15 protein-coding genes and 3 tRNA genes are annotated in these 13,403 nt (G+C 71.9%); 7 read left to right on the top strand and 11 right to left on the bottom strand.

The window, feature by feature from the left end; all coding sequences use genetic code 11:
• Window positions 1-5: 5 nt before the first annotated feature.
• The 4 genes from CG719_RS18215 to CG719_RS18200 form a co-directional block, all read right to left on the bottom strand.
• Window positions 6-458 (bottom strand): MaoC family dehydratase N-terminal domain-containing protein, encoded by a 453-nt coding sequence (locus CG719_RS18215; protein WP_100569718.1) that lies wholly within the window; start codon window positions 456-458, stop codon window positions 6-8.
• Between the two features lie 109 nt (window positions 459-567).
• Entirely contained in the window at window positions 568-732 is a 165-nt protein-coding gene (gene rpmG, locus CG719_RS18210; protein ID WP_006347275.1) for a 50S ribosomal protein L33, read from the bottom strand.
• Between the two features lie 89 nt (window positions 733-821).
• Window positions 822-894, bottom strand: a tRNA-Met gene (locus CG719_RS18205).
• A 46-nt stretch (window positions 895-940) separates the two neighbouring features.
• Window positions 941-1,013, bottom strand: a tRNA-Thr gene (locus CG719_RS18200).
• Between the two features lie 218 nt (window positions 1,014-1,231).
• Here CG719_RS18200 and CG719_RS18195 point away from each other — a divergent pair.
• Window positions 1,232-2,494 carry an amidohydrolase family protein gene (locus tag CG719_RS18195; protein WP_100569717.1) on the top strand — a complete coding sequence of 421 codons (1,263 nt, stop codon included), beginning with the start codon at window positions 1,232-1,234 and terminating at the stop codon, window positions 2,492-2,494.
• 240 nt (window positions 2,495-2,734) lie between these two features.
• Complete coding sequence (locus CG719_RS18190) at window positions 2,735-3,391, top strand: SDR family oxidoreductase (RefSeq protein WP_100569982.1); 657 nt, start codon at window positions 2,735-2,737, stop codon at window positions 3,389-3,391.
• Between the two features lie 3 nt (window positions 3,392-3,394).
• Here CG719_RS18190 and CG719_RS36480 read toward each other — a convergent pair whose 3' ends face one another.
• Entirely contained in the window at window positions 3,395-3,607 is a 213-nt protein-coding gene (locus tag CG719_RS36480; protein ID WP_100569981.1) for a hypothetical protein, read from the bottom strand.
• Between the two features lie 273 nt (window positions 3,608-3,880).
• On the opposite strand from CG719_RS36480, the gene CG719_RS18180 reads away from it, so the two are divergent.
• On the top strand, window positions 3,881-4,327 hold the full coding sequence (locus CG719_RS18180; RefSeq protein ID WP_100569716.1) for a hypothetical protein: 447 nt from the start codon (window positions 3,881-3,883) through the stop codon (window positions 4,325-4,327).
• On the opposite strand, the gene CG719_RS18175 is transcribed toward CG719_RS18180, so the two are convergent.
• Window positions 4,302-4,757, bottom strand: coding sequence for a hypothetical protein (locus tag CG719_RS18175; protein WP_234375635.1), 456 nt, complete (start codon window positions 4,755-4,757; stop codon window positions 4,302-4,304). The genes CG719_RS18180 and CG719_RS18175 overlap by 26 nt on opposite strands.
• Before the next feature lie 277 nt (window positions 4,758-5,034).
• On the opposite strand from CG719_RS18175, the gene CG719_RS18165 reads away from it, so the two are divergent.
• Window positions 5,035-5,610 carry a DUF1990 family protein gene (locus tag CG719_RS18165; protein WP_100569715.1) on the top strand — a complete coding sequence of 192 codons (576 nt, stop codon included), beginning with the start codon at window positions 5,035-5,037 and terminating at the stop codon, window positions 5,608-5,610.
• A gap of 351 nt (window positions 5,611-5,961) precedes the next feature.
• Here CG719_RS18165 and CG719_RS18160 read toward each other — a convergent pair.
• A tRNA-Tyr gene (locus CG719_RS18160) sits at window positions 5,962-6,043 on the bottom strand.
• A gap of 242 nt (window positions 6,044-6,285) precedes the next feature.
• Between CG719_RS18160 and CG719_RS18155 the strand changes: the two genes are divergently transcribed.
• Entirely contained in the window at window positions 6,286-6,774 is a 489-nt protein-coding gene (locus tag CG719_RS18155) for a YajQ family cyclic di-GMP-binding protein (protein ID WP_100569714.1), read from the top strand.
• Window positions 6,775-6,832: 58 nt separating this feature from the next.
• Here the strand turns inward: CG719_RS18155 and CG719_RS18150 are convergent, their stop codons facing one another.
• Entirely contained in the window at window positions 6,833-7,099 is a 267-nt protein-coding gene (locus CG719_RS18150) for a GlsB/YeaQ/YmgE family stress response membrane protein (protein ID WP_100569713.1), read from the bottom strand.
• A 226-nt stretch (window positions 7,100-7,325) separates the two neighbouring features.
• On the opposite strand from CG719_RS18150, the gene CG719_RS18145 reads away from it, so the two are divergent.
• Window positions 7,326-8,582 (top strand): APC family permease, encoded by a 1,257-nt coding sequence (locus CG719_RS18145; RefSeq protein WP_100569712.1) that lies wholly within the window; start codon window positions 7,326-7,328, stop codon window positions 8,580-8,582.
• 162 nt (window positions 8,583-8,744) lie between these two features.
• Window positions 8,745-9,146 (top strand): YccF domain-containing protein, encoded by a 402-nt coding sequence (locus CG719_RS18140; RefSeq protein WP_100569980.1) that lies wholly within the window; start codon window positions 8,745-8,747, stop codon window positions 9,144-9,146.
• A gap of 9 nt (window positions 9,147-9,155) precedes the next feature.
• Here CG719_RS18140 and htpX read toward each other — a convergent pair whose 3' ends face one another.
• The 3 genes from htpX to CG719_RS18125 form a co-directional block, all read right to left on the bottom strand.
• Window positions 9,156-10,019, bottom strand: coding sequence for a zinc metalloprotease HtpX (htpX, locus tag CG719_RS18135; protein WP_100569711.1), 864 nt, complete (start codon window positions 10,017-10,019; stop codon window positions 9,156-9,158).
• Between the two features lie 289 nt (window positions 10,020-10,308).
• Window positions 10,309-11,832 carry an NADH-quinone oxidoreductase subunit N gene (locus CG719_RS18130; RefSeq protein WP_100569710.1) on the bottom strand — a complete coding sequence of 508 codons (1,524 nt, stop codon included), beginning with the start codon at window positions 11,830-11,832 and terminating at the stop codon, window positions 10,309-10,311.
• Complete coding sequence (locus CG719_RS18125; protein ID WP_100569709.1) at window positions 11,829-13,403, bottom strand: complex I subunit 4 family protein; 1,575 nt, start codon at window positions 13,401-13,403, stop codon at window positions 11,829-11,831. The genes CG719_RS18130 and CG719_RS18125 overlap by 4 nt, the downstream gene beginning before the upstream one ends.

Below are 13,403 nucleotides of genomic sequence, written 5' to 3'. Positions count from 1 at the left end.
ATTCCTCACGCCTCCTCGGCCGCGCGGGCCACGAGCTTGGTCCAGGCGGTCACCACGTGCTCGCCCGTCTCGTCGTGCACCTCGCCGCGGATGTCCAGGACGTCGTTGCCGGCCAGGGACTTGATCGACTCGATGGTGGAGGTGACGGTGAGCCGGTCACCGGCGCGCACGGGCCGGGTGTAGGCGAACTTCTGGTCGCCGTGCACCACACGGCTGTAGTCCAGGCCGAGCTGCGGGTCCTGGACGACCTGTCCGGCGGCCTTGAAGGTGATCGCGAAGACGAAGGTCGGCGGGGCGATCACATCGGGGTGGCCGAGCTCCTTGGCGGCTTCCGGGTCCGTGTACGCCGCGTTGGCGTCGCCCACCGCCTCCGCGAACTCACGGATCTTCTCCCGGCCCACCTCGTAGGGGTCGGTGGGCGGGTAGGACCGCCCCACGAAGGACTGGTCGAGCGCCATGGCTCGGCACCTCCTGGTGTCGCTGTGTCGCTGTTCTTCGCGGTTTTCGCACATGAAACACCATGAGGCCGCCCCCATGGTGCGGGGGCGGCCTCATGTCTGAGTTTGATCAGCGCGTCTCGCGGTGCGCGGTGTGCGCCTTGCAACGCGGGCAGTGCTTCTTCATCTCGAGCCGGTCGGGGTTGTTCCGCCGGTTCTTCTTGGTGATGTAGTTCCGCTCCTTGCACTCCACGCAGGCCAGCGTGATCTTCGGGCGGACGTCGGTGGCAGCCACGTGAGTGCTCCTTGACGAACGGGTAGGCTAGTTCAACGCAAGAAAGAGTAGCCGATCGAAGGACCGACCCCGCAATCGGCTACTGTGAGTAGCGGTGACCGGACTTGAACCGGTGACACAGCGATTATGAGCCGCTTGCTCTACCGACTGAGCTACACCGCTGCGATGCGATCGGGCCCCGCCTTGCGGCGGGTACCTCTCACATCAGAGCCCCAAAACGGAATCGAACCGTTGACCTTCTCCTTACCATGGAGACGCTCTGCCGACTGAGCTATTGGGGCGAGCGAGGAAGACATTACACGCTCTGCGGCCGTTCACCCAAATCCGTTTCCCGGCGTCGCTCCGGCCCCGCGGCCACGCCGGTACGACTATTGCGCTCCTCCCTCGTCGGGCCCGGCGGCCGCCCTAGGCTCGACTCACTCTGCGTGATCTTGCGTGGCCCGCGCGGCCCCGCGGTCCGTGCCCCCGAGCCCCAGTCGCCTTTCGTATCTGGAGTGCGATGCCCCCCGGACAGCCACCGCCCCCCTCGTCCTCCTCACCGGGTCCGTCCGGACGGACGGACCCGGACGGGCTGCTGCTCTGCGGGGCGCGGCTGACCGACGGGCGGACCGTGGACGTACGGCTGGCCGGTGAGCGCATCGAGGCGGTCGGCACCGCCGGCAGCCTCGGCGCGGGCGCCACGCGGGCCGGCACGCCACGCGTCGACCTCGGCGGCTACCTGCTCCTGCCGGCCCCGGCCGAACCCCACGCCCACGCCGACACGGCCCTGACCGCCGACAGCGGCGGGCCGGTGTCGTACGAGCCTGACGACGTCCAGCGCCGCACCACCGAGGCCGCGCTGCTGCAACTGGGTCACGGCGCGACGGCCGTGCGCGCACACGTACGCGTGGGTGACGTCCAGGGGCTCGGCGTGCTCACGGCGGCCCTGCGGGCCCGGCGGTCGCTGCGCGGGCTCACCGAGCTGACGACGGTGGCGGTGCCGCGCGTGCTGACCGGGGCGGCCGGCGCGGACGGCCTGGCGATACTGCGGGACGCGGTGAAGATGGGCGCGTGCGTCGTGGGCGGCTGCCCGGACGTGGACCCGGACCCGACGGGCTATGTCGAGGCGGTCCTGGAGGTCGCCTCCGAGCACGGCTGCCCCGTGGACCTGCACACCGACGGCGCCGACCCGGCCCGGCTGGCGCGCATCGCGGCGATGGCGGGCGGGCTGCGGCCGGGAGTGACGCTGGGCCCGTGCGGCGGCCTGGCCGGGCTGCCCGCGGGGGCGGCCGGCCGGGCCGCGGACCAGCTGGCCGCGGCGGGGGTGAGGGTGGTGTGCCTGCCCCAGGGCTACTGCGGCGGCGTCGAGGGCCACGGGACGGCGCCGGTGAGGCTGCTGCGGGCGGCCGGGGTCCGGGTGGCCGCGGGCAGCGGCGCCCTGCGGGACGTGTCGAACCCGGTGGGGCGCGGCGACCCGCTGGAGGCCGCGTATCTGCTGGCCTCACGGCACGGACTGCGCCCCGAGGAGGCCTACGACGCGGTGAGCGCGTCCGCCCGCGCGGTGCTCGGCCTGCCCGAGGTGCGGGTGGAGGCGGGTTTCCCCGCCGAACTGCTCGCGGTACGCGGCGACCGGCTCGCGGGGGCGCTGTCGCTGGCGTACAGCCGGATCGTGGTGCACCGGGGCCGCGTGGTGTCCCGCACCAGCGCGGTACGCGAATTCTCCGACTCCGCGGCCACGGCGGAACTGGGACTGCCACGGCAGGGGCGGGGGGAGCTGTCCTGAGGGTGCGGGGGGGTGGGGTCCGGGACGTGCGTGGCTCGGCGGAGGGCTTCCGGACCCCGCCGAAGTAGCGCTGCGCGGTGGCGCAGCACCGCGCGAGAGGTGCGGCCGGCGGCCCACCCGGGTGTTGCCGGGGGCCGCTGGTAGCCGGCCTGCGCGGACCCGCGGAACACGACGGAGGGCCCCCTGGGCATGGCCGAAGTCGTGCGGCAGATGCGGCCGTCCGGGCGTACGGTCGGAAGCATGCGCATTGTCATCGCTGGTGGTCATGGTCAGATCGCGCTGCGGCTGGAGCGGCTGCTCGCCGCGCGCGGGGACGAGGTGGCGGGCATCATCCGCAGTGCCGAGCAGAGCGAGGACCTGCGGAAGGCCGGCGCCGAACCGGTCGTGCTGGACCTGGAGTCGGCGTCGGTCGACGAGGTCGCGCGGCTGCTGCGGGGGGCCGACGCGGCGGTGTTCGCGGCGGGCGCGGGCCCGGGCAGCGGCGTGGCCCGCAAGGAGACGGTGGACAAGGGCGCGGCGGTCCTGTTCGCGGACGCGGCGGTACGCGCGGGCGTGCGCCGCCACCTGGTGGTGTCCTCGATGCGCGCGGACGCGGCGCACAAGGGCGACGAGGTCTTCGACGTCTACCTGCGCGCCAAGGGCGAGGCGGACGACCACGTCCGCCGCCAGGAGGCCCTGGACTGGACGATCCTGCGCCCCGGCTCGCTGACGAACGACGCCGGCACCGGCCAGGTGCGTCTGGAGGCCCACACGGGCCGCGGCATGATCCCGCGCGACGACGTGGCCGCCGTACTGGCCGAACTGGTGGAGACCCCGGCGACGGCCGGACTGACCCTGGAACTCGTCAGCGGCTCGGCACCGGTGTCGGTGGCGGTGAAGTCGGTGGCGGGCAACTGACCATCAGAACAACGGCAGTTGCCCGGGACACTCCGGAACGGCGTAGCCGTCCAACGACGGCTGCACAGCGCCGAGTTGCGCCATCCGACGCGATCCGTCACAGGAGGTCAGCCCGCCGCTCGCCCGCGTCCCGGGCGCATCGTGCCGGGCGAACCGCCCGGCGACCACGGCGATCTCCCGACGGCACACGGGGCAGAGTCTGCGACGCGAGGACATGGCCCCAGTGTGCACGGCCCCACCGACACTGTTCGGATCCTGGCCGGCCCTGTGGTGTCACTCCGGGTGTGTGACCGCGCGCGCGTGCCGGCCCTGTGGTGTCACTCCGGGTGTCTGACCGCGCGCGTGCCGGCCCCGGCCCCACTTCGGCGCGTCGAGGCGCCGGGTCGCCACGAGAAGTACCCCGACAAGGGCCGGCCACAGGGCGATCACCCCGACAGGCCCGGTCCATGGGCCGAACATCCCAGCCGGAACAGCGCAGCACACGGCTCGGTGGCGTTGGAGTTCCACCGCACGCTGCCCAAGGGCTACACCCTGCCCAAACTGCCCGACGGAACCACGGCACCGGGCACTTCCCTGTTGTGCCGGCGCATGTTCATCGGCGGCGTCCGCATCGACCACCAGGGCGGCCCCTGGGCCGACTGCCAGCCCGTCACCGGCACGGACGACCCCCAGGCCGCCGGCGGAATGGGGCTGTGGGGCTTTCACGACAAGGGCCTCAGCGGCACCCGGCTGATGGTGTCCAACCCCGAAGCCGACGTCGCCTACGGCGTGGTCTCCCTCTCCAACGGCACCCAGGTGAAGGCCACCACAGCCACCGTCCCCGGCACCACCTACCGCGCCTGGGCCGCACCCATCCCGAACGGACAGACCATCACCACGGTCGACCAGTACGACACCCACCACCACCGCCTCAGCCACGACACCAACTGGCGCTGACCACCGCCGCGCCCGCGGCGGTCTTCCGCTGAAGCCGTCGGACTCGGGAATGCACCACCCCGTTCACGTCGAAGATGCGTGCTGCGTCACGATGGCGTCCCGCTCCGCGGCCGACCAGGGTGAAGACGGCCAAGGCGACCGTCGCCGCGGCCCCCGTGGCCAGCGCGTCCGCAACGTAGCGGCCCAGACCCGGACGCAGGACGTCGATGAGAGCGAACAGCACGACAGGCCCCACGAGGCTCGCCGCGACCCCGGCCAGCCAAAAGCGGCGGCTCGCCCAGAACCACTGGGAAAGCCCCATGCCGATGAGGGGCGCAACGGGCACGTGCGGCAAGTCGAGGGCGGCGAGCACGCCGTATCCCGGACCGCTGACCGCCCAGCAGGCAACGGCCACGAGCGCCGCCTCACTCCAGGTGACGGCCCGGTTCACGCCCGCCGCCCCTCATTCATGGCCCGGGCCCGACCACGCTCCCACCGCCGGGACAGGAACGCCGCCGGGAGCGAGCCGACCACGAGCGGTCCGGCAACCCAACGCATCACGTCCGCCGGCCGGCCCGGCTCCCCGCCGGCCATCACGGTCACCGGCTCGATCGTGAGGGAGATCCCCAGCAACACATAGCCGAGCCCCCAGGCGCGGACCACAGCACTTGCGGAGGGGCACCGCCGCGTTACGATCACGGGCCGCCCGCACGCCCCACAGGAGCGTCATGCCCCACCGCCGTACGAGACGCGGCCCGTCAGCCGGCGCACTCACCTACGGCCCGGCCGGGGCGACCCGACCCGCCGACGAGCCATGGCCGTCGGGAAACACAGGTCTGCGCCGCTATGCCCGTACCGTCGTCATCGGCCGCGGGGAGGCGGACTGGCAAGCCGCGGCGGACGCGGTGCTGCGCTGGGGCGTCAAGCGGCGCAGCGGCTTCACAGTCAGTGGCCGCGACGGTGCAGGAGAGCGGGTCGTAGAGGGGGCGGAGTACCAGGTCACCGCGGCATTCGGTCCATGCGTGGTACGGGAGCCGGTCCGGGTCGTCGCCGTCGTCGACACCCCGGACCGCTGCGGCTTCGCCTACGGCACCCTGCCCGGTCATCCCGTCAGCGGTGAGGAGGCCTTCATCGTCCACCGGTCCCCCGACGGCACGGTCGCGCTGACGATCCGCTCCCTGACCGGTGCCGCCCCACACGGGAGGTGGCGCCCGGTGTTCCCGGTGCTGCTGCTCGCGCAGCGGGTCTTCCGGCGACGTTATCTGCGCGCCCTGCTGTCCGGTCGGGTAGCGGACGTGGAGTGACCCGCCGTCCCCCACCCTGCGCGGGACGGCGGGCGGGGCCGGCCTGGTCAGCGGGTGGGCCAGCCGTCCAGGCGGCGGTGGAGGGCGCACCGGATACGGCGAAGTGCGGGTCTCGGCGGGAACGTGCCAACAGCCAGATCGACGGGGTCTTTCGGGAGTGGAACGAACCGGAGTGATCATGTTCACCCCCGGGGGGACACCTGGGGTACACGCACTGATCGGCGGTGGGACATGTGCGGTACGAGGTGAGACACGTCCTCACGCCCTCCCCGTCGGATCAGACAGGGGCCAACAACGAGAAACCCCCGCCGACCAGCCGTGATGGCTGACCAGCGGGGGTCTTTCCCAGAGTGGCGGCGCCAGGATTCGAACCTGGGAAGGCTGAGCCGGCAGATTTACAGTCTGCTCCCTTTGGCCGCTCGGGCACACCGCCTTGGGATGCCGCCGTTCGAACCGCCTTTCGGCGGGCTCCCCGGCAACGACGTAAACAATACCCGATGCCGAGGGGTGCTCCGCCACCCCATTGATCGGCGGCCGTGACCGTCCGGGATGGCTAGGCTGGTGCGGATGCGGCCCGCGACCCGCAGGCCGGGATCGGCGGTTCTCCCGCGCCCGCCGGCACTCATCCGGCATGACACGCACCCCGACACACCTCGATGCAAGGAGCCACAGGACATGGCCGACTCCAGTTTCGACATCGTCTCGAAGGTCGAGCGGCAGGAGGTCGACAACGCCCTCAACCAGACCGCCAAGGAGATCTCCCAGCGCTACGACTTCAAGGGCGTGGGCGCCTCGATCTCGTGGTCCGGTGAGAAGATCCTTCTGGAGGCGAACTCCGAGGACCGGGTGAAGGCAGTCCTCGACGTCTTCCAGTCCAAGCTGATCAAGCGCGGCATCTCCCTGAAGGCCCTGGACGCGGGCGAGCCGCAGCTGTCCGGCAAGGAGTACAAGCTCTTCGCGTCGATCCAGGAGGGCATCTCCCAGGACAACGCGAAGAAGGTCGCGAAGCTCATCCGCGACGAGGGTCCCAAGGGCGTGAAGGCCCAGGTCCAGGGTGAGGAGCTGCGCGTCAGCTCCAAGAGCCGCGACGACCTCCAGACCGTGATCGCGCTGCTGAAGGGCCAGGACTTCGACTTCGCCCTCCAGTTCGTGAACTACCGGTAGGCGGAGCAGAGGACAGAGCAAAGGGCGGGCACCTGCGCGGTGCCCGCCCTTTTCCCGCTCAGTCGCGCGAGTTGCCGAAGAAGATCCGGTAGCCGATCAGCAGCACGAGCGAGCCGCCGATCGCGGCGGCCCAGGTGGCGCCGTCGTAGAGTTGCCGGCTGATCGGGTGGTGCAGCCAGCGGGCGGAGATCCAGCCACCGAGGAACGCCCCGGCGACGCCGATGAGAGTCGTGACGATGAAGCCGCCCGGGTCGCGCCCCGGCAGCAGGAGCTTCGCGATGGCGCCGGCCAGGAGCCCCAGGATGATCCAGCTGATGATGCCCATGCTCTGAACCTGCCCTTCCACGCCGTGCCTGCACTGTCCCGGTGCCTCACGTTCGGTTCGGACAGGCTGTGCTGCTGCACCAGCAGGCCGCGCGTCGTTCTCGTCGTACTTGTCACGTGCTGTGATCGTGCCTACCACACGCGTGTGCGTCCCGCGCCAGGAGCGCGTCGTGGAGGAGGACGCCCCGACGGCGTCCCCCGGTTGCACACGTCAGTAGGGTCGGGCCATGACCCGGTCCGCTGCCCCGTCCTCGCCCGAGCTGCGGCGCACCCTCGGAGTCGGCGACGCCGTGGTCGTCGGCCTCGGCTCGATGATCGGGGCCGGGATCTTCGCCGCCCTGGGGCCGGCGGCCCGCGCGGCGGGCTCCGGTCTTCTTCTCGGGCTCGCGGTCGCCGCCGTGGTGGCCTACTGCAACGCCGACTCCTCGGCACGGCTGGCCGCCCGGTATCCGGCCTCCGGCGGCACGTACGTGTACGGGCGCGAACGGCTCGGCATGTTCTGGGGCCACCTGGCGGGCTGGGCGTTCGTCGTCGGCAAGACGGCCTCCTGTGCGGCGATGGCCCTCACCGTGGGCGCGTACGTCTGGCCGGGGCAGGCGCACGCGGTGGCGGTCGCGGCCGTGGTGGCGCTGACCGCCGTGAACTACGGCGGCGTCCAGAAGTCCGCCTGGCTGACGCGGGTGATCGTGGCAATCGTGCTGGCGGTCCTCGCCTCCGTGGTCGCGGTGTGCCTGGGCTCCGGCGCCTTCACCGCCCACCGGGCGGCCATCGGCGGCTCCGTCGGCGCAGGCGGCGTGCTTCAGGCGGCCGGGCTGCTGTTCTTCGCCTTCGCCGGGTACGCGCGGATCGCCACCCTCGGCGAGGAGGTACGGGATCCCGCGCGCACCATCCGGCGGGCGATCCCGCTCGCCCTCGGCATCACGCTGGCCGTGTACGTGTTCGTGGCGGTGGCCGCGCTCTCCGTGCTGGGGGCGGACGGGCTGGGCCGCGCGGCGGCACCGCTGGCCGACGCGGTGCGGGCGGCCGGGGTGCCGGGGCTGGTCCCGGTGGTGCGGGCGGGGGCCGCCGTGGCCGCGCTGGGGTCGCTGCTCGCCCTGGTCCTGGGCGTCTCGCGGACCACCCTGGCCATGGCCCGGGACCGGCATCTTCCCGGGGCGCTGGCGGCCGTGCATCCCCGTTTCCAGGTGCCGCACCGGGCGGAGCTGTCCGTGGGCGCCGTGGTCGCGGTGCTGGCCGCGACGGTCGACGTCCGGGGCGCGATCGGTTTCTCCTCGTTCGGCGTCCTGGCGTACTACGCGATCGCCAACGCCGCCGCCTGGACCCTCGATCCCGCTCCCGCCCGGCGCGCGGTGCCGGCGCTGGGCCTTGTCGGATGCCTGACTCTGGCGTTCGCCCTGCCGTGGCTCTCGGTGGCCGTGGGCAGCGGGGTGCTGGCGGCGGGCATGGCCTCGTACGGCGTACGGCGGTGGTGGGCGGCGCGGTAGGGCACGGCCCACGGCGCCGGTGCGCCGCGGGATCGTCTCCGAACGTTCCCGATCGCGCTACAAGGGGCCGCGACCGCCCCTGATCCCCCTGACAGCGCCGATACTTGAGCCGGCGGGCAGTACCGGCGGAAACGACATTGAACGACCTGGAGGATGCCGATCATGAAGGTGATCAACCTGCTGCTCAACCTCGTGTGGCTGGTCTTCTGCGGCATCTGGATGGCGATCGGCTACCTGATCGCCGCGCTGATCTGCTTCGTCCTGATCATCACCATCCCGTTCGGCATCGCGTCGCTGCGCCTCGCGGGATTCGTCCTGTGGCCGTTCGGCCGCGACGCCGTGGAGCGTCCGGGTGCCGGGGCCGGGTCGTTCATCGGCAACGTGATCTGGCTGGTCTTCGCGGGCTGGTGGCTGGCGCTGGGGCACCTGATCACCAGCATCCCGCTGTTCCTGTCGGTCATCGGCATCCCTTTCGGGTGGGCCAACCTGAAGCTCATCCCGGCCTCGCTCATGCCCCTGGGGCGTGAAGTGGTGCGGACGGACGACGGATTCGGCGGACGCTAGGCGTCCGTCTCAGAGCCGGCGGCCGGCCATCTGCTCGAGGCGGGCGATGCGCTCCGCCATCGGCGGGTGCGTGGAGAACATCTTCGACAGTCCCTGACCGGGGCGGAACGGGTTCGCGATCATCATGTGACTCGCGGTCTCGATGCGCGGCTCGGGGGGCAGCGGAAGCTGCTGGGTGCCTGTCTCCAGCTTGCGCAGGGCGCCGGCGAGGGCGAGCGGGTCGCCGGTGAGCCGGGCGCCGGACGCGTCCGCCTCGTACTCCCTGGAGCGGCTGATGGCCAGTTGGATGAGGGACGCGGCGAGCGGGCCCAGGATCATGATCAGGAGCATGCCGATCAGGCCGGGGCCCTCGTCGTCGTCGGAGCGCCCGATCGGGATCAGCCAGGCGAAGTTGACCAGGAACATGATCACGGAGGCCAGCGCGCCGGCGACGGAGGAGATGAGGATGTCGCGGTTGTAGACGTGGCTGAGCTCGTGGCCGATGACGCCGCGCAGCTCCCGCTCGTCCAGGATGCGCAGGATGCCTTCCGTGCAGCACACGGCGGCGTTGCGCGGGTTGCGGCCGGTCGCGAAGGCGTTGGGTGCCTCGGTCGGGGAGATGTACAGGCGGGGCATGGGCTGACGGGCCTGGGTGGAGAGGTCGCGGACCATCCGGTACAGGGCCGGGGCCTCGAACTCGCTCACCGGGCGGGCCCGCATGGCACGCAGCGCCAGCTTGTCGCTGTTCCAGTACGCGTACGCGTTGGTGCCGAGGGCGATGAGGACCGCGACGACCAGGCCGGTACGGCCGAAGAAACTGCCGATGAGGATGATGAGTGCGGACAGTCCCCCGAGGAGGACTGCGGTCCTGAGCCCGTTGTGCCGGCGGTGCACGGTACGCCCTCCAAGTGGTGCGGCAGGGGAACCCTTCGCTTGCTGCGTTTCGACTCCACCGGTGCCGTGTGGTGTCACGTCCAGTGGACCCTTCCGAACTGGTCAACGCCAGGCGGCGGCCACGGGTTCCCTGGTGGGTGCGTCGGCGCGCGGGCCGTCCGGGTGAGCGGGGCTCCGGGCGGCGCGCGCGTGGGGCAGGCCGGGGTGGCTCCTAGGGGCGTGTGGCGAGGCCCGGGTGGCTCCTACGCGCGCGGGGCTCCCACGCGCGCGTGGCCAGGCCCGGGCGCGCTCAGAACAGGCCGGTGCCCGCGAAGCGGAGCACCAGCTGGGGGGCGCCGGAGAGGGCCACGCCGAGGACGCCCGTCAGGGCGAGGGCGGCGGTGAGAGGGGCCGGGACGCGGTGCCGGACGGGTTCGCCCTCGGGGGCGCGGAACAGCAGGGCCGTCCACTGGAGGTAGTAGAACAGCGCGATGACGACGTTGACGGCCATGACGACGGCGAGCCAGCCGAGTCCGGCGTCGACGGCCGCGGAGAACACGGTGACCTTGGCGAACAGCCCGATGACGCCCGGCGGAAGGCCGGCCAGGCAGAGCAGGAAGAAGGCCAGCAGCAGGGCGGTCAGCGGGTTGGTGGCGTACAGGCCGCGGTAGTCGCTGACGCGGTTGCGTTCTCTCGTACGACCCACGAGCGCGGCCACGGCGAAGGCGCCGATGTTCACGGCGGCGTACATGAGCGCGTAGGCGACCGTGGAGCCGATCGACTTCTGCGGATCCCCGGAGTAGCCGGCGGCGGCGATCGGCACCAGGAGGTAGCCGGCCTGGCCGACGGAGGACCAGGCGAGCAGCCGTACCGCGCTGTACGCGCGCGTGGCCTGCTGACGCAGGGCGCCGACGTTGCCGACGGTCATGGTGAGCGCGGCGAGCACGGCCATCGCGGGACCCCAGGCGCCGGAGTACGACGGGAAGGCGACGACGGTGACGAGGATCAGTCCGGTGAAGCCGACGGCCTTGCCGACGACCGACAGGTAGGCGGCGATCGGCAGGGGGGCTCCCACGTACGTGTCGGGCACCCAGAAGTGGAAGGGGACGGCGGCGGTCTTGAAGGCGAAGCCGACGAGGGTGAGGACGACGCCGGTCTGGGCGAGTGTGTGGAACTGTCCGTCGACGTGCTGGATGCGTTCGGCGATTTGGGTGAGGTAGAGGGTGCCGGTGGTGGCGTAGACGAAGCTGACGCCGAGCAGGCTGACGGCGGTCGCGGTCACCGAGGACAGGAAGAACTTCAGGGCCGCGTCGGAGGACCTGCGGTCGCCGTTGCGGAGGCCGACGAGGGCGAAGGCGGGCAGGGAGGCGACCTCCAGGGCGACGACGAGGGTCGCCAGGTCGCGGGCGGCGGGCAGGAGCGCGGCACCGGCGGCGGAGGCCAGCAGCAGGAACCAGAACTCCCCCTCGGGCAGTGCCCTGCGCGCGTCCTTCAGCGCGGTGACCGACAGCAGCGCCGTCAGGAGGGCCCCGCCGAGCACGAGGAACTGGATGACGAGGGTGAAGCGGTCGGCGGTGTAGCTGCACGCGTCGGGCAGGCCGGTCTGGCAGAACGTGGCGCGGTCGCCGTCGAGGAGCGGCAGGAGCAGCAGCGCGGCGGCGGCGAGTCCCGCGACGGAGAGCCAGCCGAGGAGAGGCTTGCGCGCTTGTGGCAGGAAGAGGTCGGCGACGAGGACCACGAGGGCGATCACCGCGGTGAGGGTGGGCGGCGCGACGGCGAGCCAGTCGACGGACTGGACCACCGACGGGGCCGCCGTCTGGGCCAGGGCGCTCATCGGGTGCCTCCTGCGAGGAGCTGCTGCACGGCCGGGTCGGTGAGCCCGAGCAGGGCCTTCGGCCAGAGTCCGGCGAGGACGGTGAGGGCGACGAGCGGGGTCCAGGCCGCGAACTCGTAGCCCCGTACGTCGGCGAGCTGCGGTGCCTGCCGCGGTACGTCGCCCATGCAGACGCGGCGGACCACGACGAGCATGTACGCGGCGGTGAGCAGGGTGCCGAAGGCGCCGATCGCCATGAAGGTGAGGAAGGCGGGCCGGCTGAGGTCGGCGGCGGGCCGGAACGAGCCGAACAGGGCGAGCATCTCGCCCCAGAACCCGGCGAGGCCCGGCAGTCCGAGCGAGGCGACGGCGCCGAAGGCGAGGAGCGCGCCGAGGTGCGGTGCCTTTCCGTACAGCGCGGCGCCCGACTTGTCGGCGAGGGCGTCGAGGTCGGTGGTGCCGGTGCGGTCCTTGAGCGCGCCGACGAGGAAGAACAGCAGGCCGGTGATGAGGCCGTGGGCGATGTTGGCGAACAGGGCGCCGTTCACGCCGGTGGGGGTCATCGTGGCGATGCCGAGCAGGACGAAGCCCATGTGGCCGACGGAGGAGTAGGCGATGAGCCGCTTGAGGTCGCCCTTCGCGCCCCGCCTGGCGAGGGCGAGGCAGGCCAGGGATCCGTAGATGATCCCGACGACGGCGAGGGCGGCGAGGTAGGGCGCGAGGGTGCGGAAACCGTCGGGCGCGATCGGCAGCAGGATGCGGACGAAGCCGTACGTGCCCATCTTCAGCAGGACGCCGGCCAGCAGCACCGAGCCGACGGTCGGGGCGGCGGTGTGGGCGTCCGGCAGCCAGCTGTGCAGCGGCCACATCGGCGTCTTGACCGCGAGTCCGAGACCGATCGCGAGAACGGCGATGACCTGCACCGATGCGGTCAGTGACCGGCCGTTGTCAGTGGCGAGTGCCACCATGTCGAAGGTGCCGGTCTTGAGCCCGACGAGGAGCAGGCCGAGCAGCATGACGACCGAGCCGAGCAGGGTGTAGAGGATGAACCGCCAGGCGGCGGCCTGACGGCCCTCGCCGCCCCAGCGGGCGATGAGGAAGTACATCGGGATGAGGACCATCTCGAACGCGAGGAAGAACAGCAGCAGGTCGAGGACGGCGAAGGTCGCGAGGGTGCCGGACTCGAGCAGGAGCAGCAGCGCGACGAACGCCTTAGGGGTGGGGCCCGTGGGCGGCTTGAAGTAGGAGTACAGCGCGCAGAGGAAGGTCAGCAGCGCGGTCAGTACGACGAGGGGGAGGGAAATGCCGTCGACGCCGAGGTGGATGCGCACATGGAGCGCGGGGATCCAGCTGATGTCGGTCGTGGCCTGCATCTTCGACGGGTGGGCGTGGTCGAAGCCGGCCGCGAGGACGATCGCGGCGGCGAGGATCGCGCCGGTCACGGTCACGCCGTGCCGGAGCACGGCCTGCTCGGGTGACTTCCCCTTCAGTCCGGGCGGCGCGGGCAGGAGGGCGGCGAGCGCTCCGAGGAGCGGGCCGGCGACGAGGAATGCCAGAAGGAACTGCATCACGGACTCGTTGATATCGATCAC

Source organism: Streptomyces sp. CB01373, assembly GCF_002803075.1.
Lineage (GTDB): Bacteria > Actinomycetota > Actinomycetes > Streptomycetales > Streptomycetaceae > Streptomyces.
This window is presented reverse-complemented; position numbering and strand designations above follow the sequence as displayed.

Bases quoted from the DNA above. Each gene is read 5' to 3' on its own strand.
- CG719_RS18150 (WP_100569713.1), bottom strand. From the start codon at position 7,099: ATGGGCATCATCAGCTGGATCATCCTGGGGCTCCTGGCCGGCGCCATC.
- CG719_RS18145 (WP_100569712.1), top strand. From the start codon at position 7,326: ATGACCCGGTCCGCTGCCCCGTCCTCGCCCGAGCTGCGGCGCACCCTC.
- CG719_RS18195 (WP_100569717.1), top strand. From the start codon at position 1,232: ATGCCCCCCGGACAGCCACCGCCCCCCTCGTCCTCCTCACCGGGTCCG.
- CG719_RS18140 (WP_100569980.1), top strand. From the start codon at position 8,745: ATGAAGGTGATCAACCTGCTGCTCAACCTCGTGTGGCTGGTCTTCTGC.
- CG719_RS36480 (WP_100569981.1), bottom strand. From the start codon at position 3,607: ATGTCCTCGCGTCGCAGACTCTGCCCCGTGTGCCGTCGGGAGATCGCC.
- CG719_RS18130 (WP_100569710.1), bottom strand. From the start codon at position 11,832: ATGAGCGCCCTGGCCCAGACGGCGGCCCCGTCGGTGGTCCAGTCCGTC.
- CG719_RS18215 (WP_100569718.1), bottom strand. From the start codon at position 458: ATGGCGCTCGACCAGTCCTTCGTGGGGCGGTCCTACCCGCCCACCGAC.
- CG719_RS18155 (WP_100569714.1), top strand. From the start codon at position 6,286: ATGGCCGACTCCAGTTTCGACATCGTCTCGAAGGTCGAGCGGCAGGAG.
- CG719_RS18190 (WP_100569982.1), top strand. From the start codon at position 2,735: ATGCGCATTGTCATCGCTGGTGGTCATGGTCAGATCGCGCTGCGGCTG.
- CG719_RS18165 (WP_100569715.1), top strand. From the start codon at position 5,035: ATGCCCCACCGCCGTACGAGACGCGGCCCGTCAGCCGGCGCACTCACC.